Origin of the sequence: Flavobacterium sp. CYK-55, from assembly GCF_018413465.1 — a bacterium.
GTDB lineage: Bacteria > Bacteroidota > Bacteroidia > Flavobacteriales > Flavobacteriaceae > Flavobacterium.
This window is the reverse complement of sequence record NZ_JAHCDK010000010.1, coordinates 1-20,501: the sequence shown is the minus strand read 5'-3', so window position 1 is coordinate 20,501 and position 20,501 is coordinate 1. Positions and strand designations below refer to the sequence as shown.

Below are 20,501 nucleotides of genomic sequence, written 5' to 3'. Positions count from 1 at the left end.
TGAATTCAAATATATGAAAAGCCAATTTAGTATTTTAAACTTTACCCTTTTTGAATGTGATTTTTCATACATTAGCTCGCAAAAGTTTTGACTACTCAACATGCTGTTTAATTCGATTGACTTTGCGATTTTCCTGCCGATTTTCTTTGTCTTGTATTGGTTTGCAACCCAAAACAGCCTGAAATGGCAAAATAGATTAATCGTTGCTTCAAGTTTGATTTTTTATGGCTGGTGGGATTGGCGATTCTTAAGCCTATTGCTCTTTAGCTCGGTTGTGGATTTTTACGTAGGATTGAAGCTCCTAAACGAAGAACGAGTCAATATTCGCAAACGATGGTTGACCTTAAGTTTATGCCTCAACTTGGGCCTTTTAGGCTTTTTTAAGTATTTCAATTTTTTTATTGACAATTTCAAAACCGCTTTCCGTTTTTTTGGACATGATTTGAACATCAGTTCACTAAACATCATTTTACCTGTAGGTATTAGCTTTTATACTTTTCAAACCTTAAGTTATGGTATAGATGTGTATCGTAAAAAATTAGAGCCAACCAAAGATTTCACAGCTTTTTTAGCCTTTGTTAGTTTCTTTCCGCAATTGGTGGCAGGCCCTATTGAACGAGCTACACACCTGCTTCCTCAATTTTATAAAAAACGACATTTTGATTACGAACTTGCCGTTGGTGGCATGCGTTTGATTCTTTGGGGCTTTTTTAAAAAAATTGTGATTGCTGATAATGCTGCATATTATGTCAATGACATTTTTACAAATTACAATCAATATTCAGGAGGAACTTTGGTGTTAGGGGCAGTGTTGTTTTCTTTTCAGATTTATGGTGATTTTAGTGGTTATTCAGACATAGCAGTAGGTCTTTCTCGTTTGTTTGGTTTTGATTTGATGCGCAACTTCAACTATCCTTACTTTTCAAGAAACACCTCTGAATTTTGGCAAAAATGGCATATCTCGCTTTCAACGTGGTTTCGTGATTATTTGTATTTGCCCTTAGGAGGGAACCGTGGTAATGGGCTCTTTAAAGTAAGGAATGTTGTGATTGTTTTTTTAGTCAGTGGTTTTTGGCATGGTGCTAACTGGACATTTGTTTGTTGGGGCGGACTGAATGCTTTACTCTTTATTCCATTATTATTATTTAAAAACCGAACAGCTAACTTTCACAACCATCATCATTTACTACCAAGCATTAAAGAGTTTTTACAAATATTATTGACTTTTGGTCTAATTACTTTTACTTGGATTTTTTTTAGAGCAGAATCGATTAATCATGCCTTGGCTTATATTAAGAATATTGCAAATGCCGAACATTTTTTTACAATTCGCAGCCAAACAACTTATACAAAAACAATTGTTCCTCTACTCTTTTACCTGTGCTTTTTAATCATGATTGAATGGATTAATCGTCAACATGAATATATTGTACATCCAACATTGAACAAAAACGGATGGCAGATGAGTATTCTTCGGAAAAGTTTTTATTTTTTTATTGTACTCATGATTCTCTTAAATATAAAAAACCAAGCAAGTGATTTTATCTATTTTCAATTTTAAACCAAAAGAGTGAAAAAATTTTTAGTCCGATTTACTGCCTTGTTTATAGTTTTCTACGGAGCTTTGTTTTTGTTGGAATATTATATCGACAATCAACTACAAAAAAGCAAAAATATCTTATACCACGATTGGAACATGCTCTTTCATGGGCAAATTAATGAACCTATGATTTTTATAGGAAACTCAAGAACTGAGGCACATTTTGACCCCGTTCTAATAGAAAAATTATGTGCCATTCCGGGCTATAACTTAGGCCTTCCTGGCGCATCTTTAAGCGCAGAACAGTTGCTTTGGAAAAGCTATTTAGCAAACAACAAAAACCCAAAAATTGTGGTTCAAAATATTGATTTATATAGTTTGAGTAAAAAAGAGATTCCTGAAAAAAGCCAATTTTTACCATATTACAACAAGCCGGAAATGTTTCAAAATCTCCAAAAAATAGACTCTACGGTTGGGCTTGAAAAACTGATCCCGATGAGTAAATACCGCGGATATGAATCTTTAGTTTTCAAAACTCTTTTCAACAACTTAGACCAATCAAAACAGAAAAATAAAGGATACAATGCTCATATTGAAACTTGGAATCAAGATTTTGCCAAAATGAAAAAAAGCTTACATGGGGCAAAAATCAAATATTCGCAAAACGAAATTGACCAACAATTCAAAGAACTTGAATTAATTACTGAAGACTGTACAATCATAAAAGCAAAATTAATTTTGGTTTGGGCCCCGCAATATTTTGAGCTAACTCAACTACAGCAACCAACTTTTTTACAAGTCAAAAAGAGAATCAAAGCATTCACCCAAAAAAATAAAGAAATTGTTGTTTTTTTAGATTTTTCGGAATCATCAATGAGTAATCACAAAAAGTATTTTTACAATTCTTTTCATATGAACAAAACTGGTTCTGAAGAATTCTGTAGACAATTTTCAGATTCACTCAATAAGCTCAAGTCTAAAATTATTCTTTGATTTCCGCTTTTAATGCCTTTGAATAGCAACTAAATTTGGTGTTCTATTTAGTTGCGTATAACAACGGCACAAGCATTTGGTTTGCTTTTGTGATTAACGCGTTTGTATAAGATGGTTTTTGTTGAACAACACACCTCGATGAAAAACATCTAATCTGATGATTTTCAGTATATTTATTGCTAATTTTTATAGCATAAAGAGTTAAATGCCGAGAATAATTTTGGCTATGGTAAAGTAAAGTAAAATCCCAAAAACGTCGTTGGTTGTTGTAATGAATGGTCCAGTAGCCAATGCCGGATCAATTTTGTAGCGATTGAGCAGCATAGGTATTAAAGTTCCCAACGTTCCTGCAAATAAAATAACTATAATTAATGAGATTCCAATAGCCAATCCGGCCATATATTCACCATAAATCATGGAATGAAAAGCAAAAACAACTATTGAAATAATGGCTCCTGAAATCATAGCAACACGAAGCTCTTTGGCAAGGTAACCTTTGGTAAACGAGGTAAAGGTTCCGTTGGCCAAGCCTTGAACCACGAGCGCTGATGCTTGTGCACCGATGTTACCCGCTGTTGCTGAAAGTAATGGAACGAAAATAATCAAGGTTTGATAAGTATGAAAAGCCTCTTCGTTTCCTTTAAGGATAAATGAAGCAAAAAACTCAATAAACATACCCATCAAAAGCCAGGGCAAACGCGCCTTGGTGAGTTCGAGTACACTGTCATTGGCCTCAACGTCTTGCGTAATACCTGCCGCCAATTGGTAATCTTTGTCGGCTTCTTCTTTGATTACGTCTACAATATCATCAATGGTGATGCGCCCTACTAAGCGTCCGAGTTCATCGACCACCGGAATAGCTTCGAGGTCATACTTTTGCATGATACGCGCTACCTCAATATCTTCAGTATCAACCTTAACGTAATTGAGTTTGCTGATGTAAACTTCGCGAATGGGTGTTTTGGTTGATGTGGTCAGTAAATCTTTAAGCGATAAACGACCTTTGAGTCGGTCTTCATCATCAACTACATATATCGAATGCACGCGCGAAATGTTCTCGGCCTGAATGCGCATTTCTTTTACACAAGTGAGTACGTTCCAGTTTTCGTTGACCTTCACCAATTCTTTGTGCATAATCCCTCCGGCGGTGTCTTCTTTGTAGCGCAACAAATCAACAATGTCTTTGGCGTGCTCAACGTCTTGTAATTCAGAGATTACCTCTTCTTTTCGATCTTTTGAAAGTTCAGCAATGATATCAGCCGCATCGTTGGTCTCGAGTTCGTCGAGCTCTTCTGCGATTTCTTTAGGCGATAGTCGACTCAGGATGTTCTCGCGCAAATCATCTTCAAGCTCAAGGAGAATCTCAGCGGTCTTTTCGCTGTCGAGTACTTTAAAAATGTAGGTGGCGTCATCAAAATCAAGCTCATCGAGAATTTCAGCAATATCCGCGTGGTGCAAATCATTCAACAAAGCTTCGAGTTGCTCGTCTTTTTTGCTTTGAATGAGTTGCTCCAGTTCTTGGATTAATTCTTTGCTGATTTTAAACTCCATCGGCCTGTATTTTTTGTGTCAATTCTATAAATTGCTCCACGGTGAGTTGTTCCGGTCGGAGGTCAAAGATAGTATCTTCTCGTAAATTATCGGACAAATTTAGGGATTTTAAACTGTTGCGAAGCGTTTTGCGGCGCTGCTGGAAAGCCGTTTTGACCACTTGAAAAAACAATTTTTCATCGCAGGGAAGTTGATAATTGTCTTTGCGTTTGAGTCTGAGCACACCCGACTTTACTTTGGGCGGCGGATTAAAAACGTGTTCGCCTACGGTAAAAAGATACTCCGCATGATAAAAGGCTTGCACGAGCACCGAAAGGATTCCGTAGGTTTTACTGCCTTTTTGCTCGCAAATGCGTTCGGCCACTTCTTTTTGAAACATGCCTGAAAACTCCGGAATTTGAGCGCGAAGTTCTAGCGTTTTGAAAACAATCTGTGAAGAAATGTTGTACGGGAAATTACCAATAATGGCCAGTGGCGCTCCATCAAAAACTTCGTTGATGTTGTATTTGAGAAAATCTTTCGAAAGGATTTTTCCGTGCAATTTTGGATAATGTTGCTGTAGATATTCTACCGATTCGGCATCAATCTCGATTACATAAGTATCAATAGATTTCTCGAGCAGATATTTGGTCAAAACACCCATGCCAGGACCAATTTCAAGCACCTTATTATAGCCTTCTAAAGTAAGGGTGTCGGCAATTTTAGCAGCGATGTTTTCGTCTTTGAGAAAATGCTGCCCGAGGTGTTTTTTGGCCGTAACTTTATCCATGATTTGGGGCGTTTTAGATTAATTTTTATTCTGCCAAAACTCTGAAACCAATTCGAGCTCGGTTCTGAAAGCAACCATTTTATCGCCAAACAAACGCACTCCTTCTTCACGCAAACGCGGCGCATCTTCTATATAATATTTGTCGAGTGTGTCTTTGCTGTCGGTGGTGTACTGAATGGCGTAGGTGGTGCCTCCCATTTCTTCTTCAATGAGTACTTTGATCAGGCGCGCCGAGCTAAACTTGCCGGTGGATAAAACTTCAGGAATGTGTTTTTCTTGCATCCAATTGAGCCAAATATCGTGTACGCTGTTGTCAATGTTGATGGTGACGTTGTAGAGAATCATTTAGTTTGGTTTTAAAGATGTCACAAAGGCAACATCTTAGATTTATAAAGTACTGTCGCCGCGCAATTCACGGTATTTTCGTCGGGCATCGGTAAAGTAAATGCTGTCTTGGTGGTTAAAAATAATCTGCTCGTATAATGCTTTGGCCTTGGCGACATCTTTGAGTTGGTGATGGTAGATTTCGGCCGAAAAATAATAAGCTTCATCCATGTAAATTCCGTCTTTGTAATGGTCAATGATGGTTTGATATTGCGACAAAGCCGATGCATAATCGCCGAGTTTTTCATAGACTTTACCCAATCGATACAAGGCAACAGGCTCAATTTCTTGACCTTTAAAACTTTTGAGAATGGCCCGAAATTGTTCGAGCGCTTGCTGGTTTTTGTTTTGATACAACAAGAAGTCAGCCTTAGCAAATTGTTTGAGCGCGGTTTGGGTTGAATCGGCAACGGTGTTGTCATTGATGAGCAAAAAATACTCGAGCGCATCATTGGCAATGAGTTGCGACGAAGCCGATTTGAGTTCTTTGAATTGTTTTTGCGCCCACGAAAAATCAGTTTTAAAATAACTCGTGCGCGCCGCTTTAAAACTGGCTTCATGCCCGACTGTATCGTTTTTGAGGTCTTCTTCAATTTGCGCGTAATAAATCTGTGCTTGACTAAATTTCTCTTCGAGCAAATAAATATCGGCCAACTCCATTTTGACCTCGGCTTTTTGGAATTCGTTAAGCGGAAGATTGAGTGATGTTTTTAAAATAGTCTTGCCAACTTCGGCTTGCGACAACTGAAAAGCTTTAAAGTGTGCTTGCAGAATTTGCAATGGCAACGAATACGGACTCACGCCAAATTGCTTAAGCAAACCGTCAAGCTCAGCATCAATCGCAGTAAGCTGTTGAGCGTTGGCAGCGTCTATTTTAAGTTGCATTAAATAAGTATTCGCGTGTATTTTAAGTTCAACATCTTGAGTATTTTCAAGTACAAATCCGAAGATGTCGGCCGCGGTGGTTTTGTCGCCTTCTTCAATACACAATTGCGCTAGATTGACAATGTTGGCAAAGGTTTCAGGGTTGCGGCGATAAATGGCTTTTTGCTGCATAAACGCTTTGCCGTATTCTTTTTGCTGCACGTAAAACCAACTCAGATATTCGTTCCAAAACAAATCTTGACTTTTCTGAGCGCGCATGAGCAAGGCTTTTCTTAGCGATTCATTGAAATTCACATCGGCATCTTCGGTCATAAAACGAGTGAGCTGATTTTGAATCATCACATTGTTTTGCGGATTGCGTTGCGCCTCAGTTAAGAACATTTCAATCATCATATCAGTATTCCCCAATTGCCCATAAAGCAAGGCCATCTGAAAATTGAAATTAAAATTAGGCTCTATTTGCTGTGCGCTTTGATAGGCTTTCAAGGCATTTTCAAACATGGAATGCCGTTCAAAAGCATTGGCAATCAGATATACTTCATTGGGAAATTTAATAATTTTATCAAATGCCTTTTCGTAGTATTTCTGGGCTTTGTCGGTATCTTTTTGCAGTTGATAATTATAACCTAACTCTACCCATAAATTGGCTTGCTGAAATGTTTTTATTCGGCTTTCAATAACTTGTTCAGCTTGACTGTATTGCTCTAACTGTTGATAACATTCAACAATTCTTTGAAAAAACAACTGATTATACGGTTGGGTTTTGAGTAGAGCCTCATAACTCAATCTAGCCTTATCAAACTCGCCTTTATCAAAGTAATTTTGTGCCAATTGCTCATTTTGCGAAGAAGCTAATCCGCAGCAAAGTAAAGCAAGCAACAAAACGATCTTTTTCATGAATCAGCAATAAATAAAGCACGTCTAAGGTATTGGTTTTAAAGGCAAACCCAACACTGGTGTAAAAAGATTAACTTTTAATTGATGATATCAAAGCCTGTGTACGGTCGCAATACTTCGGGCACAACGATACCGTCTGGCGTTTGATAGTTTTCAATGATTCCGGCCAACACGCGCGGCAAAGCCAAAGCACTTCCGTTGAGCGTATGTGCCAAATGGTTTTTTCCGTTGGCATCGCGATAACGCAATTTGAGGCGATTGGCTTGGAAGGTTTCAAAATTAGATACCGAACTGATTTCAAGCCAACGATCTTGAGCGGTTGAAAACACTTCAAAATCATAAGTCAAGGCTGATGTAAAGCCCATATCGCCTCCGCACAAACGCAAAATTCTATACGGAAGTTTAAGTTCGCGCAACAAGGTTTTAACATGCTCTACCATACCGTCTAAAGCTTCGTATGATTTGTCGGGATGCTCAATGCGCACGATTTCAACTTTGTCAAATTGGTGCAAACGGTTGAGTCCGCGCACATGTGAACCGTATGAACCAGCCTCACGACGGAAGCATGGCGTATACCCGGTACACATAACCGGCAATTCATTTTCTGACAAAATCACATCGCGGTATAAGTTGGTTACCGGCACTTCAGCGGTGGGAATCAAATATAAATCATCAATGCCTACGTGGTACATTTGTCCTTCTTTATCGGGCAATTGTCCGGTTCCGTAGCCCGAAGCTTCGTTGACCAAATGCGGCACTTGAAATTCTTTATAGCCGGCTTCGGTATTTTTATCTAAGAAATAGCTAATGAGTGCGCGCTGTAAACGGGCGCCTTTGCCTTTATATACCGGAAAACCTGCTCCGGTAATTTTTACACCGAGTTCAAAATCAACGATGTCGTATTTTTTGAGCAATTCCCAGTGTGGTTGCGCTCCTTCATACAAAGTCGGGATTTCGCCTTCTTGGTGAACGGTTAAGTTATCATCGGCGCTTTTGCCCGGCGGAACAATATCGGCGGGCAAATTGGGTAAAGTATATAGTTTTTGAGTAAGCTCATGCGCCAAGGCATCAACTTTTTCTGAAAGTTCTTTGCTTTGTTCTTTGAGCAAAACCGTTTTTTCTTTGAGGATGGCTGCTTTGGCTTGTTCTCCGCTTTTCATGAGTTGCCCAATCGATGCGGATAATTTATTAGATTCAGAAAGTGTGTTGTCTAATTCAACTTGAGCAGCTCTGCGCGCTTCATCCATTTGAACAATTTCGGCCACGGTAGCACGCGCATCGAGGTTGCGTTTGGCCAATGCCTGAATCACTTTTTCTTGATTTTCTCTAATAAATCCGATTTGTAACATGTTATTGGGTTTAAGTTCCGTTAAGCAGTGGCAAATGTAATAAATGATTTGTTTACCTTAAGGTACATTTTGACAATTAGCGGTATTTCTGTCAAGGCGTATTAATTTGCTGAAAATTAACAACTGTAGTTTGAATTATTGATTAAATTCGCCAAAAAAATTTCGCAAAATGAAAAAAATATACCTACTACTGGCTTTGCTTCCTTGTTTACAATTATCAGCTCAAACACTGGACAAAGAATTTGAAGATTTGGTCAATGCCGAACGAAAAGCCGCTTCAAAAAGAATGGCGGTTGTCATTAATCCGGACACCTATAATTACGATATTACTTATCACAAATTAGAGTTCAAAGTTGATCCGGCCGTTTTTAATATCGAAGGGAAAGTGACCACAACCTATACTGCTGTGGCAGATATGACTACGTTGGTTTTTGACCTGACACAGATTACGGATACTTCTGATCCAAACTTTACCAACAGAGTTGAAGTGAATTCAGTAAAGATGAACGGAAATGATTTGACTTTCACGCGCAATGCCGAAGAGCTTATCATCAACTTGCCAACGACGCAAACTGTTGGCACTTCTGCAACAGTTGAGATCAATTATGCCGGGGCTCCTGGAGGAAGCGGATTTGGGTCATTTATTACCGATAACCACAACGGAACACCGGTACTTTGGACACTTTCTGAGCCTTTTGGCGCTCGCGATTGGTGGCCATGCAAACAAGACCTGAATGACAAAGTTAATTCAATAGATGTATATATTACTGCGCCCTCAGAATACAATGCTGTTGCCAACGGAATGCAGCAGTCTAAAGTGAATAATGGAGACGGTACCTCAACAACCCATTTTCATCACGGATATCCTATTCCTGCTTACTTGATTGCTATGGCCGTGACTAATTATCAAATTCACGAACAACAAGCCGGTTTAGGAACAACAGAAAGTCCTTTTTTTCCGATTATAAATTATCTGTATCCTGAAACTGCAACAACCAACATCAACAGTGTAGCGGTTACTCCGAGTATTATGAATTTTTACGAAACCAAATTTGGCCCATATCCGTTTAGAAACGAAAAGTATGGTCATGCGCAATTTGGTTGGGGCGGCGGAATGGAACACACCACGGTTTCATTTATGACGGCCGGCAACAATGGCGGATATTCTCGAAGCTTAATCGCACATGAATTGGGTCATCAGTGGTTTGGCGACAAGGTGACTTGCGGAACTTGGAAAGACATTTGGCTCAACGAAGGTTTTGCTACCTATTTAGCCTCAATGACTATTGAGTTTTTAGACGGCGAGGCAGCCTTTATTACCAATAAAAACAGTATGATTACCTCAATCACGAGTAGTCCAAGCGGAGCCATATATATGACCGACACCGAAGCGCTTAGTGTAAATCGTATTTTTAGCAGTAGACTTAGCTACAACAAAGGTGCTATGGTGCTTAACATGCTCCGTTTAAAGTTAGGTGACACCAACTTTTTTCAAGGTTTACGCAATTATTTGAATGACCCGGCTTTGGCTTATGGTTATGCACTCACGCCAAATTTAAAAGGACATTTAGAAACCGCATCAGGATTAGATTTGACAGAGTTCTTCAACGATTGGGTATATAATCAAGGATACCCGACTTATACTGTTAGCGCTCGAATGATTGCTCCAGGCCAAGCTCGTATAACCTTGAACCAAACACAATCTGACCCGTCGGTAAGTTTCTTTGAATTACCGGTTCCGGTGAGATTGACTGGCGCAGGCGGATTGCAACAAGATTATTTATTAGACAATACAACCAATGGTCAGCAGTTTGTGGTGAATGTACCATTTAACGCTACTGGAATTGAATTCAATCCGAAAAAAGACATTATCTCAAAAAATAGCACCGCAACTCTAGCTGCTGATGTTTTTGAAACCGATGCAAGTGCAGGAATATACCCAAATCCGGCAACTGACGAATTGAATATTATCATTGCTGAAAATCAAGTACTTCAAGAAGTATCCATTTACAATGCTCTCGGACAAAAAGTAGGGGTTTTTCAAACTGAAAAAATTCAGTTGAACAATTTATCAGCCGGATTATACAGCGTCGAAATCAATACCAACTTTGGTCGAACCATTAAAAAATTCATAAAAAAATAATACTCAACAACTCAAATATAGGTTCATTAATAGAAAACCTTACTTTTGTGCGCTCATAATGCATTGAAACAATACTATGGAAATTGCCATCAAACTCTCTCAATTCTTGTTAAGCTTATCACTTTTGATCATCTTACACGAATTAGGACACTTTATACCAGCCAAACTCTTTAAAACAAGAGTTGAAAAATTCTACTTATTCTTTGACGTAAAATATTCGCTTCTCAAAAAGAAAATAGGCGAAACCGAATACGGCATCGGTTGGTTGCCACTGGGCGGATATGTCAAAATATCGGGTATGATTGACGAAAGTATGGATACCGAACAAATGGCACTTCCGCCACAGCCATGGGAGTTCAGATCCAAACCGGCTTGGCAAAGACTCATCATCATGCTGGGCGGTGTAACCGTTAATTTTATTTTGGCTTTTATCATCTACATTGGGATGGCCTTTTTTTATGGAGATTTATACCTTGACAATTCTGAGCTCAAAGACGGAATAGCCGTCAACTCAGACTTTGGTAAAGGTTTAGGATTTAAAACCGGCGACAAAATTATTTCTATAGATGGTGAAAGCAACCTACATTTTCATGAAATTCCCAACAAGATATTATTTTCAAAGCAAGTAATTATAGCTAGAAATGGTCAAGAAATGACCTTGAAGATGCCCACTGATTTAATTGATAAATTACTAGATACAAAAAAACACTCTTTTATTGAATGGCGCGAACCATTTATGGTAGGCATGGTTTCAGATTCATCTGCAAACAAAGAAGTCTTAAAACCAAAAGATGTGGTTCGTTCAATCAATGGTATTGAAACAAAATACGCCGATCAAGTTGTTGATATTGCACAAGCCAATAAAGGGAAAGCGCTGAAAGCGATTGTTTTGCGTGATGAAAAAGAAATTCCGGTTACTATAAAAGTAAACTCAGCCGGAAAATTAGGCGTTTATGCCGCTTCATTAGGTGTAGAAAGTCTTGAAAAGCTAGGCGTTTATAAATTCAATAAACAAGAATACGGTTTCTTCGAATCATTTCCGGTAGGCATTGAAAAAGGGAAAAACCAACTCATAGGCTACGGAAAACAACTCAAAGCCATCTTTAATCCGAGTACCGGAGCTTACAAAGGCGTGGGTGGATTCAAAGCTATTTTTGATATTTTTCCGAAAAGCTGGAGCTGGGAAATTTTCTGGAACATTACCGCTTTATTGTCAATCATGTTGGGCGTAATGAATTTATTACCGATTCCGGCGCTGGATGGCGGACATGTAATGTTCTTGCTCTATGAAATGATCAGCGGACGTAAACCAAGTGACAAATTCATGGAATATGCACAAATGGTTGGCTTTGTGCTCTTAATCAGTTTATTGGTATTTGCCAACGGAAATGATATTTACAAAGCTATTTTTCACAAATAATATTTTTTGAAAATTTTGCGGTTTTTATTTGCGTAAAATATTTTTCGCATTATATTTGCACCGCTTTTAAAGGCAATACGCCTTCCTCCTTAGCTCAGTTGGTTAGAGCATCTGACTGTTAATCAGAGGGTCCTTGGTTCGAGCCCAAGAGGGGGAGCAAGCAACAATAAGCCTTCACAGAAATGTGAGGGCTTTTTTTATTTAGTGTTACGGCAAAAACGCATAACCTCTTTTGGTTTTCCATAAAAAATATTTTTCGAGTAAAACCTTACTGAAATCATACAATACATTTGGAATCATCAGCGCAATCGTTCTGGGTTTGAATAAATGATTTGAAAAAATAATGACTTCTTTCTTGCCGCAATCCATAATGCAAACACCCGGAATTTTACCCCACGCTTTTTGTTTCAAATCGGTTCTTCCTTGGCTAACACGCAAAATATTCTCGGCTACAATTTTGCCGGTTTCATCTGAAGGATATCCGGTTTTTGGACTTGCAAACGGAATTGCTTTTGGGGTAAACGGCAACTTGACATCAACCGCTATTCCCGCTGCCCATACATTAGGAACAGTCAAATGTCGATAATCATCACCCACCGGAATATACCCGTTGGCGGTGGCTTGTAAACTCTCTGATTGCGTCACAAAATCAACCCCAACAAACGGTGGCATGAGCATCGTAAATTTACTAGGCAAAACCTCACCGGTTGACAAAACTACTGCATCGGCTTTTACTTCTTTGACACCAACTTGTGTACGGTAATGAATATGAAACATTTTCATAAAAACTTTAAGCATTCCTTCACCCATAGGCATACCGTCGATGCCAAAGTGACCTAAATAATCCTCGGGCGTAATCCAATACAAATCAACTTTTTCGCGGATGTTTTGTTCGCGCAACCATTTTTCAACATTGAACAAAAACTCATAAGCCGCTCCCATACAACCTGCATTTTGAGTAGCCCCAATAACAATCGGTCCGGGGTTGGCTTTAAATTCTTCAAGCGCTTTTCTGGTTTTCATGGCTCCTGATGGTGTTCCGATATAATGCGCATATTGTTCAACGCCGGGAGCAATATCATATTTTACTTTTGGGCCGGTGGCTATAACTAAATCATCATAAGCAAAATCTCCGTGATCGGTTTTAACGACTTGCTCATTGGTATCAACCGTTAGAGCCTCGGCATGAATAAAATCAACACCTTTTTTAGCTAAAATTTCATCTTTCCTGAATGAAATATCCTTAATGTTTCTTCTGCCAAACGGAACCCAAATTAATGATGGAATAAACAAAAACAACGGAGATTTATCAATCAAAATAACTTTATGGTCTTGTTTTCCTTTTCGTTTTAGTTCAAGAGCTGTTGTCATCCCGGCAAAGCTTCCTCCTATTATTACAGTAGTTTTCATTGGTTGAGCATTTATAGCTCAAAGGTACTTTTTGATATCCGAGAAAAATGTGTCAAATGTCACCTTTTACAAAGTTTATGGTTGAAAATTTACCTATTGTTTGATTAAAAGTTAAATCTGAAAAATATATTATTTATAATTTGTCTAAATAAATATTAATAGTAAATTTGCCGCCAAAACAAACAAAGTTATGAAACAACTATATCTATTTTTAAGTCTTGGCTTGCTTTGCAAACTCAGCGCACAAAATGTTTTACCTGCAAAAGACTCAACAATTGTCCTCAATCCGGTCATTGTTTCACCCAAGCAACAAAGTCCGGAACGCATGCCTGAAATCAAAAACAACATCCTGTTTTCTGGTAAAAAAAACGAAGTTATCAAACTTGAAAACATCAACGCAAACTTCGCTACCAACAATGCGCGTGAAATTTTCTCAAGGGTTCCCGGGGTAACAGTTTGGGAAAACGAAGGTTCAGGCATTCAAGTTAATGTGGGTGTTCGTGGATTAAGCCCAAATAGAAGTTGGGAGTTCAACACAAGGCAAAATGGTTATGATATTTCATCAGATGTTTTTGGTTATCCCGAAGCATATTACAATCCGCCGATGGAAGCTGTTGAAAGCATACAAATAGTACGAGGAGGCGCATCTTTGCAATTCGGACCACAATTTGGCGGTATGCTTAACTATATTCTTAAAAAAGAGAATAGTAAAAAATTCACTTTTGAATCACAAAACACCGTGGGCAGCTATGATATGATGAGTTCTTACAACGCGATAGGCGGTAGCTACAAAAAGTTCTCATACTATATATATAATGATTTGCGCAGCGGAAATGGCTGGCGAAAAAACAATCGATATAATGTGCGAAATACGCATGCTTATCTAGAGTATCGATGGACCGAAAAAACAAAACTCTCTGCAGAATACACCAATATGGATTATAAAATGCAGCAACCCGGTGGTTTAACTGATGCTCAATTTGAAGACAATCCAAGACAATCCTTTAGAGAACGCAACTGGTTTGGAACACCGTGGAATGTTTTTGCCATACAATTAGACACACAAATTAATGATCGCTTGAGCTTAAACACAAAGCTTTTCGGATTGGTCAGTCAAAGAAACAGCGTGGGTTATACGGGCGCTGCCAATACTTTTGACGTTATCAACCCAACAACAGATGCTTATGCAAATCGTCGAGTTGACCGCGATGAATATGAAAATTTTGGGGTTGAGACACGCAGCATTTACAAGTTTAATTTCGGAAAAATCAAAAACAACTTGGCTTTTGGTGCCCGTGTGTATCAAGCCAAAACACATCGGATGCAAGATGAAAATGGCAGCACCGGCTCTAGCTTTGATTTGACCATTGAAGGTGAATTTGCTCGCAATTTAGATTTCACCACCAAAAACTTGGCTTTTTTTGCCGAAAATCAGTTTAAACTAACCGAACAATTTAGTGTAACTCCAGGGTTGCGTTATGAAAATATACAATCTGAAGCAAGCGGCAGATTTGGCATGAATGCAGGAAATCCGGTTATGCTTGAAGATCAATCGCTCAAACGAAGCAAACCACTTTTGGGTTTAGGCCTTGAATACAAACTCAGAACCACTAATTTTTACGCCAATATTTCACAAGCGTACAGACCCGTTTTATTCTCTGATTTAACACCTCCGGCGGTAACCGATGTCATTGATTCAAATTTAAAAGATGCCGACGGTTTTAATGCTGATTTGGGCTACCGCGGAACCTACAAAAACATCTTAAACTTTGACTTTGGACTGTTTTACTTGCAATACAACAACAAAATTGGGGGAGTTCGTCAGTTTGTCAACAATGATCCGACACAAGGAACTTATTTATACCGAACCAATTTGGGCGAGACCATCCACAAAGGAATTGAGAGTTTTGTCAACGTCAACATCACTGAATTATTCGGTGTAAAAAATGCCTTCGGAAACGTGGATGCCTTTGCTTCAATGAGTTTTATAGACGCGCGATACACTGACTTTAAAACCTACACTACTTCAGGTTCAGCGCCTAGCATCAATATTCAAGAAAGTAATTTATCTGGCAATCGCGTTGAAAATGCACCCAGATACATCCATAGTTTTGGTTTGTCTTGGAGTACAACACAATTTTCAACTACGCTTCAATATCGCATGTCAGGTGAAATTTTTACTGATGCCAACAATACCATCAAACCTTCAGCCAACGGAACCACAGGATTGCTCGAAGGTTATGAATTACTCGATTTATCAGCCGAATACAAATTCCTGAAAAATTACAACATCAAAGCTGGCATCAACAATTTAACCAATGAAACTTATGCTACTCGTCGTTCCGGAGGTTATCCGGGACCGGGAATTTTACCCGGCGATGCTAGAACTTTTTATATTTCAATTGGAATGAAAATCTAAAAACCCATAAACTAACCAATCATGCTTAAAGGCTCGGCAGCAATGTCGGGCTTTTTTTATTGATACAAACTCAAATAGATGATTAAACTCTATAAGCTGTAGATAAACTTCAATGATTAATTTTTAGGTTAAAAGAATATATTTTTTACATTTGTTTGTGTTGCATTTTCTTGATGTTTTCAGGTTTTTTTGAAATTTTCAAAGCATATCGTAAAAACCCATTCACGCATATACATGTAGAAATTAAAATTTTAACCCGTTTTTAATTTCTTCATTTACCTAATCATTCAAAAGCAACACCGATTAACTATGAACCTATTGTGTTTTTCTGACCCAGCAGAAAACACTAAGCTATGATACTATGAAAAAAAACTACCTCGCATCCCTCGCGCTGGTTTTTTGCGTTTCATTGTGCTCAGCACAAACAGAAAAACAAGAATCAAAGACTGCTATTTCTGACAAACAGAAAAAGGTGATTTCTACTAATCAAAAAACATCTGTAATCAATCCGCTACAAAACGAGTCTTTAAAAAGAACCAAAATAGCACCGGAGGTTTTCTATGTGGTAGATGACAAAGCTGTTGATTACAAAGCTTACCTTCAACATCTACAAAAAACCAAAAATCAACATTAATGAATCGCGGTTTATTCCATAAACTGCTTTTGAGTTTGATCGGATTTTTTTCCGGCATTCCATTTTTGTGGGCGCAACCGGCCAACGATTTGTGTTCGGCAGCTCAAGTGTTGACTGTAGAAGTTGGGTCTTGTACTTCAATTTTGTATACAAACGCGGCGGCAACCACCTCGGGCAATCCGGCTACACCGGCTTGTTGGAACCCTGCAACCATGAGCAATACAGTATGGTTTTCATTTGTAGCAACATCGGCCGACATTGAAATTTCAACCAATTTTGGAGGAACGCTAGCCGATACCCAAATTGCACTTTTTAGCGGAACCTGTGCTTCACTCAATTTGTTAGCTTGTCAAGAAGATGTCAATACTGCCGCAAATTTGTTAAACAACAATATAGTGGTACACGGGCTCACGACAGGCAACACTTATTACATAGCTATTGATGGTAAAGGAAACCTGACAGGAACATTCGGTATCTGCGTTCAACAAGCCGCGCCTGTCGGACCTGCATTGCCAACACAAGATTGTACAGGATCACAAACCTTGTGTAATTTAAACGATATTAGCGTTCCCGATGGACCCGGTGGTGTTGGGTCAAGTCAAGAATGGCCAAGTTGTTTTGGTTCACCGGGTGAGCGCTCATCAAATTGGTATTCTTTTACCGTGGCTACCTCTGGAACATTGTGCTTCACGATTAATCCAACAACAGATATTGATTACGATTTTGCCATTTACAATACAACCGCTAATTGTCCGGGAACTCAAATTGTTTGTAATTGGGACCCTGACTCACCGGTAACAGGATTAGGTTGTGCCGGTTTTCAGTGTGAGTCTTGTATTACGGTTACTGCCGGGCAGTCTTATACAATTTTGGTAGATCGATTTACGGCGGCCTCTACCTCAGGATTTATCATGAATTTTGGAGGAACTACGGCAACTTTTGCTAGCCCCAACCCAACTTTTACTGCAACAACGGCTTGTTTGGGAAGCCCAACACAATTTACCAATACAACACCGGGCAATTACACCTACAGCTGGAATTTTGGTGACGGTTTTACCTCAAATCTTGAAAACCCTACACACACTTATGCAACTTCCGGACCACATACGGTTACTTTACTTGTTACGGCTGTTCCGGGTGGATGTCAGAACTCTATCACACAAACAGTCAATGTAAACCCTTTGCCTACCGCCAGCGCAGGAGCCGGAACCACTCATTGCCCAGGAGCTTGTTACAACCTTAGCGGGTCAACCAATGCTGTTGGCTATATAGGCACAACTACTTTTAGCAACAATACCTCATATACAATTCCTGACAACAATACAACAGGTGTGTTCTCACCGATTAGCGTTTCAGGAATCAACCCAACTACAGTTACCAACACAACAATTGCTTCGGTTTGCCTTGACATTACACATACTTTTGACGGTGATTTGGATATTTTTCTTCAAGCCCCTAACGGTACTCAAATAGAACTTTCATCTGATAATGGTGGTGGCGGTGATAATTACACCGGAACTTGTTTTAGTTCGTCAGCTTTAACCGCAATAACAGGAGGGGCTTCACCTTTTACAGGCTCCTTTCTTCCCGAACAAGCTTTTACAGGATTAAACGGATTGAATATCAATGGCACTTGGCAATTATTTGTCCGAGATGATTCCGGAATAGATACTGGCATCATCAACAACTGGTCTATTACTTTGAGCAATATGCAACCTGCTTTTTCATGGTCTCCAACCACCGCCATGACTAATGCTAATACACTCACGCCTACTGTTTGCCCTACGACAACTACTACTTATACGCTTACAGCCACCAATGGTCCCGGCTGTAGTACAACCAGTTCAGTAACCATCAATGTGAGCGGAGGATCAACTGCCAATATTAGTTATCCGTTAACTTCAGTTTGTACCACTGCCGGAACCCAAGCCGTTACACTTACCGGAACCGGAACCTACACTGGCGGAACTTATAGTGCTGGTGCTGGACTTTCGATCAACCCCTCAACGGGATTAATCACCCCTAGTTTAAGCACACCGGGGCCATATACGGTAACGTATACTATTCCTGCTTCAGGAGGTTGTCCGGCGGTTACAACAACTACTGCAATAACGATTGTAGCCCCTCCGATTGCAGGAACTTTATCCGGAACACAAAATATTTGCATCGGAGATTCTGTCACTTTTGCTTCAACGGTTTTAGGTGGAACTTGGACTTCTTCAAATCCTGCAGTCGCTACGATTAATGCTGCTACCGGAGCGATTGTTGGAGTTGCTGCCGGAAGTTCAACCATGACTTATACCGTTTTGGGTTCTGGCGGATGCCCGAATGCGTCGGATGTGCGAACTGTGACGGTGACTTCGCCCGTTTCTGCCGGAACTTTATCAGGAACACAAAACTTCTGCATTGGTGATTCAGTCACTTTTGCCTCAACGGTTTTGGGTGGAACTTGGACTTCATCAAATCCTGCAGTCGCTACGATTAATAGCTCAACCGGAGCGATTGTCGGAGTTGCTGCCGGAACATCAACCATGACCTATACCGTTTTAGGTGCGGGCGGTTGTCCGAATGCAACCGCGACTAGAACTGTGACTGTGACTGCGCCGGTGGTGGCGGGAACTTTATCCGGAACTCAAAATATTTGCATTGGTGATTCGGTGACTTTTGCCTCAACAGTTTTGGGTGGAACTTGGACTTCATCAAATCCTGCGGTCGCTACCATTAATCCCTCAACCGGAGCAATTGTCGGGGTTACTGCCGGAAGCTCAACCATGACGTATACCGTTTTGGGTTCTGGCGGATGTCCGAATGCATCGGATGTGCGAACGGTCAATGTGAGTAGCATGCTCTCGCCGGTGATTAATTGCGGAACATCAACCACTTCATCAGTTCTCTTTACTTGGGCGGCTGTAAGTGGTGCTACCGGATATAATTTATCCTATCAAATCAACGCCGGTGCTTTGGTGAATGTGGGAGCCATCGGAAACGTGACTTCTTATCCTTTTAATGCCTTATCACCAGGCGATACCGTAAGCATTACCCTTACCCCTACCGGGCCAGCGCCGAGTTGTTTTACCTCAAGTTCGCTCACCTGTACGGCCAACAATTGCGTCTTACCAACAGCTTCAATTTCATATGCCGGAAGTCCGTTCTGTACCACTTTGTCAACAGCTCAAGCAGTAACTTTAACCGGAACCGGAAGCTTCTCTGGGGGAATCTTCTCTGCCGGAGCCGGACTTTCCATTAATGCTGCTTCGGGAGATATTAATCCGAGCACTTCAACGCCTGGTCCGTATACCGTGACTTATACAATTCTAGGAATCGGAGGTTGCCCGAATGTGTCAGCAACAACCGGTGTGACCATCACGGCGCCCGTTTCTGCCGGAAGCTTATCCGGAACACAAAACATTTGCATCGGTGATTCTGTCACTTTTGCCTCAACCGTTTCAGGTGGAACTTGGACTTCATCTAATCCAGCTGTAGCAACGATCAATAGCTCAACCGGAGCGATTGTCGGGGTTGCTACCGGAAGCTCAACCATGACTTATACTGTGCTCGGTTCTGGCGGATGTCCGAATGCAACCGCGACTAGAATTGTAACTGTGACTGCGCCCGTTTCTGCCGGGACTTTATCCGGAGCACAAAACATTTGCATCGGCGATTCTGTGACTTTTTCATCAACTGTTTTAGGTGGAACTTGGACTTCATCAAATCCTGCAGTCGCTACGATAAATTCCTCAACCGGAGCGATTGTCGGGGTTGCTGCCGGAAGCTCAACCATGACGTATACCGTTTTGGGTTCTGGCGGTTGTCCGAATGCAACCGCGACTAGAACTGTGACGGTAACTGCGCCGGTCGTGGCCGGAACTTTATCCGGAACACAAAATATTTGCATTGGTGATTCGGTGACTTTTGCCTCAACAGTTTTGGGTGGAACTTGGACTTCATCAAATCCTGCGGTCGCTACGATTAATGCTGCTACCGGAGCGATTGTCGGAGTTGCTGCTGGAAGTTCAACCATGACTTATACCGTGCTTGGTTCGGGTGGATGTCCGAATGCGACTGCGACGAGAACAATAACAGTAACTGCGCCCGTTTCTGCCGGAA

General features: G+C 40.2%; 12 protein-coding genes, 1 tRNA gene and 1 pseudogene. 7 read left to right on the top strand and 7 right to left on the bottom strand.

Going from position 1 to position 20,501, the window contains the following annotated elements; genetic code table 11:
- Positions 1 to 442: 442 nt before the first annotated feature.
- Positions 443 to 1,561: an MBOAT family O-acyltransferase gene (locus KIH23_RS10790; RefSeq protein WP_317197037.1), complete on the top strand. Its 1,119-nt coding sequence runs from the start codon at positions 443 to 445 to the stop codon at positions 1,559 to 1,561.
- A gap of 335 nt (positions 1,562 to 1,896) precedes the next feature.
- Here KIH23_RS10790 and KIH23_RS13895 read toward each other — a convergent pair.
- The 6 genes and pseudogenes from KIH23_RS13895 to serS all read right to left on the bottom strand — a co-directional run.
- A pseudogene (locus KIH23_RS13895) lies at positions 1,897 to 1,944 on the bottom strand (hypothetical protein); the annotation flags it as partial.
- Positions 1,945 to 2,734: 790 nt separating this feature from the next.
- Positions 2,735 to 4,084, bottom strand: a complete 1,350-nt coding sequence (gene mgtE / locus KIH23_RS10780) for a magnesium transporter (protein ID WP_213213500.1) — start codon at positions 4,082 to 4,084, stop codon at positions 2,735 to 2,737.
- Positions 4,074 to 4,853: a 16S rRNA (adenine(1518)-N(6)/adenine(1519)-N(6))-dimethyltransferase RsmA gene (gene rsmA / locus KIH23_RS10775; RefSeq protein ID WP_213213499.1), complete on the bottom strand. Its 780-nt coding sequence runs from the start codon at positions 4,851 to 4,853 to the stop codon at positions 4,074 to 4,076. Before rsmA ends, mgtE begins: the two co-directional genes overlap by 11 nt.
- A gap of 18 nt (positions 4,854 to 4,871) precedes the next feature.
- Positions 4,872 to 5,198: a DUF4286 family protein gene (locus KIH23_RS10770; protein ID WP_213213498.1), complete on the bottom strand. Its 327-nt coding sequence runs from the start codon at positions 5,196 to 5,198 to the stop codon at positions 4,872 to 4,874.
- 42 nt (positions 5,199 to 5,240) lie between these two features.
- Positions 5,241 to 7,019, bottom strand: a complete 1,779-nt coding sequence (locus KIH23_RS10765) for a tetratricopeptide repeat protein (RefSeq protein WP_213213497.1) — start codon at positions 7,017 to 7,019, stop codon at positions 5,241 to 5,243.
- Between the two features lie 77 nt (positions 7,020 to 7,096).
- Complete coding sequence (gene serS, locus KIH23_RS10760) at positions 7,097 to 8,368, bottom strand: serine--tRNA ligase (RefSeq protein WP_213213496.1); 1,272 nt, start codon at positions 8,366 to 8,368, stop codon at positions 7,097 to 7,099.
- Positions 8,369 to 8,537: 169 nt separating this feature from the next.
- Between serS and KIH23_RS10755 the strand changes: the two genes are divergently transcribed.
- From KIH23_RS10755 to KIH23_RS10745, 3 genes are all read left to right on the top strand, one after another.
- Positions 8,538 to 10,511 (top strand): M1 family aminopeptidase, encoded by a 1,974-nt coding sequence (locus tag KIH23_RS10755; protein ID WP_213213495.1) that lies wholly within the window; start codon positions 8,538 to 8,540, stop codon positions 10,509 to 10,511.
- A 76-nt stretch (positions 10,512 to 10,587) separates the two neighbouring features.
- A complete protein-coding gene (gene rseP / locus KIH23_RS10750) occupies positions 10,588 to 11,931 on the top strand; it encodes an RIP metalloprotease RseP (protein WP_213213494.1) in 1,344 nt (447 codons plus the stop codon).
- 83 nt (positions 11,932 to 12,014) lie between these two features.
- Positions 12,015 to 12,088, top strand: a tRNA-Asn gene (locus KIH23_RS10745).
- A gap of 50 nt (positions 12,089 to 12,138) precedes the next feature.
- On the opposite strand, the gene KIH23_RS10740 is transcribed toward KIH23_RS10745, so the two are convergent.
- Positions 12,139 to 13,341: an NAD(P)/FAD-dependent oxidoreductase gene (locus KIH23_RS10740; RefSeq protein ID WP_213213493.1), complete on the bottom strand. Its 1,203-nt coding sequence runs from the start codon at positions 13,339 to 13,341 to the stop codon at positions 12,139 to 12,141.
- A gap of 190 nt (positions 13,342 to 13,531) precedes the next feature.
- On the opposite strand from KIH23_RS10740, the gene KIH23_RS10735 reads away from it, so the two are divergent.
- The 3 genes from KIH23_RS10735 to KIH23_RS10725 all read left to right on the top strand — a co-directional run.
- Positions 13,532 to 15,760, top strand: coding sequence for a TonB-dependent receptor family protein (locus KIH23_RS10735; RefSeq protein ID WP_213213492.1), 2,229 nt, complete (start codon positions 13,532 to 13,534; stop codon positions 15,758 to 15,760).
- 361 nt (positions 15,761 to 16,121) lie between these two features.
- Positions 16,122 to 16,394 (top strand): hypothetical protein, encoded by a 273-nt coding sequence (locus KIH23_RS10730; RefSeq protein ID WP_213213491.1) that lies wholly within the window; start codon positions 16,122 to 16,124, stop codon positions 16,392 to 16,394.
- Positions 16,394 to 20,501, top strand: a 4,108-nt coding sequence (locus tag KIH23_RS10725; protein ID WP_213213490.1) for a beta strand repeat-containing protein, incomplete at its 3' end; no start/stop codon positions are given. The genes KIH23_RS10730 and KIH23_RS10725, both read left to right, overlap by 1 nt.

Coding starts and splice junctions, on each gene's coding strand:
- mgtE (WP_213213500.1), bottom strand. CDS start 4,084: ATGGAGTTTAAAATCAGCAAAGAATTAATCCAAGAACTGGAGCAACTC.
- rsmA (WP_213213499.1), bottom strand. CDS start 4,853: ATGGATAAAGTTACGGCCAAAAAACACCTCGGGCAGCATTTTCTCAAA.
- KIH23_RS10770 (WP_213213498.1), bottom strand. CDS start 5,198: ATGATTCTCTACAACGTCACCATCAACATTGACAACAGCGTACACGAT.
- KIH23_RS10765 (WP_213213497.1), bottom strand. CDS start 7,019: ATGAAAAAGATCGTTTTGTTGCTTGCTTTACTTTGCTGCGGATTAGCT.
- serS (WP_213213496.1), bottom strand. CDS start 8,368: ATGTTACAAATCGGATTTATTAGAGAAAATCAAGAAAAAGTGATTCAG.
- KIH23_RS10755 (WP_213213495.1), top strand. CDS start 8,538: ATGAAAAAAATATACCTACTACTGGCTTTGCTTCCTTGTTTACAATTA.
- rseP (WP_213213494.1), top strand. CDS start 10,588: ATGGAAATTGCCATCAAACTCTCTCAATTCTTGTTAAGCTTATCACTT.
- KIH23_RS10740 (WP_213213493.1), bottom strand. CDS start 13,341: ATGAAAACTACTGTAATAATAGGAGGAAGCTTTGCCGGGATGACAACA.
- KIH23_RS10735 (WP_213213492.1), top strand. CDS start 13,532: ATGAAACAACTATATCTATTTTTAAGTCTTGGCTTGCTTTGCAAACTC.
- KIH23_RS10730 (WP_213213491.1), top strand. CDS start 16,122: ATGAAAAAAAACTACCTCGCATCCCTCGCGCTGGTTTTTTGCGTTTCA.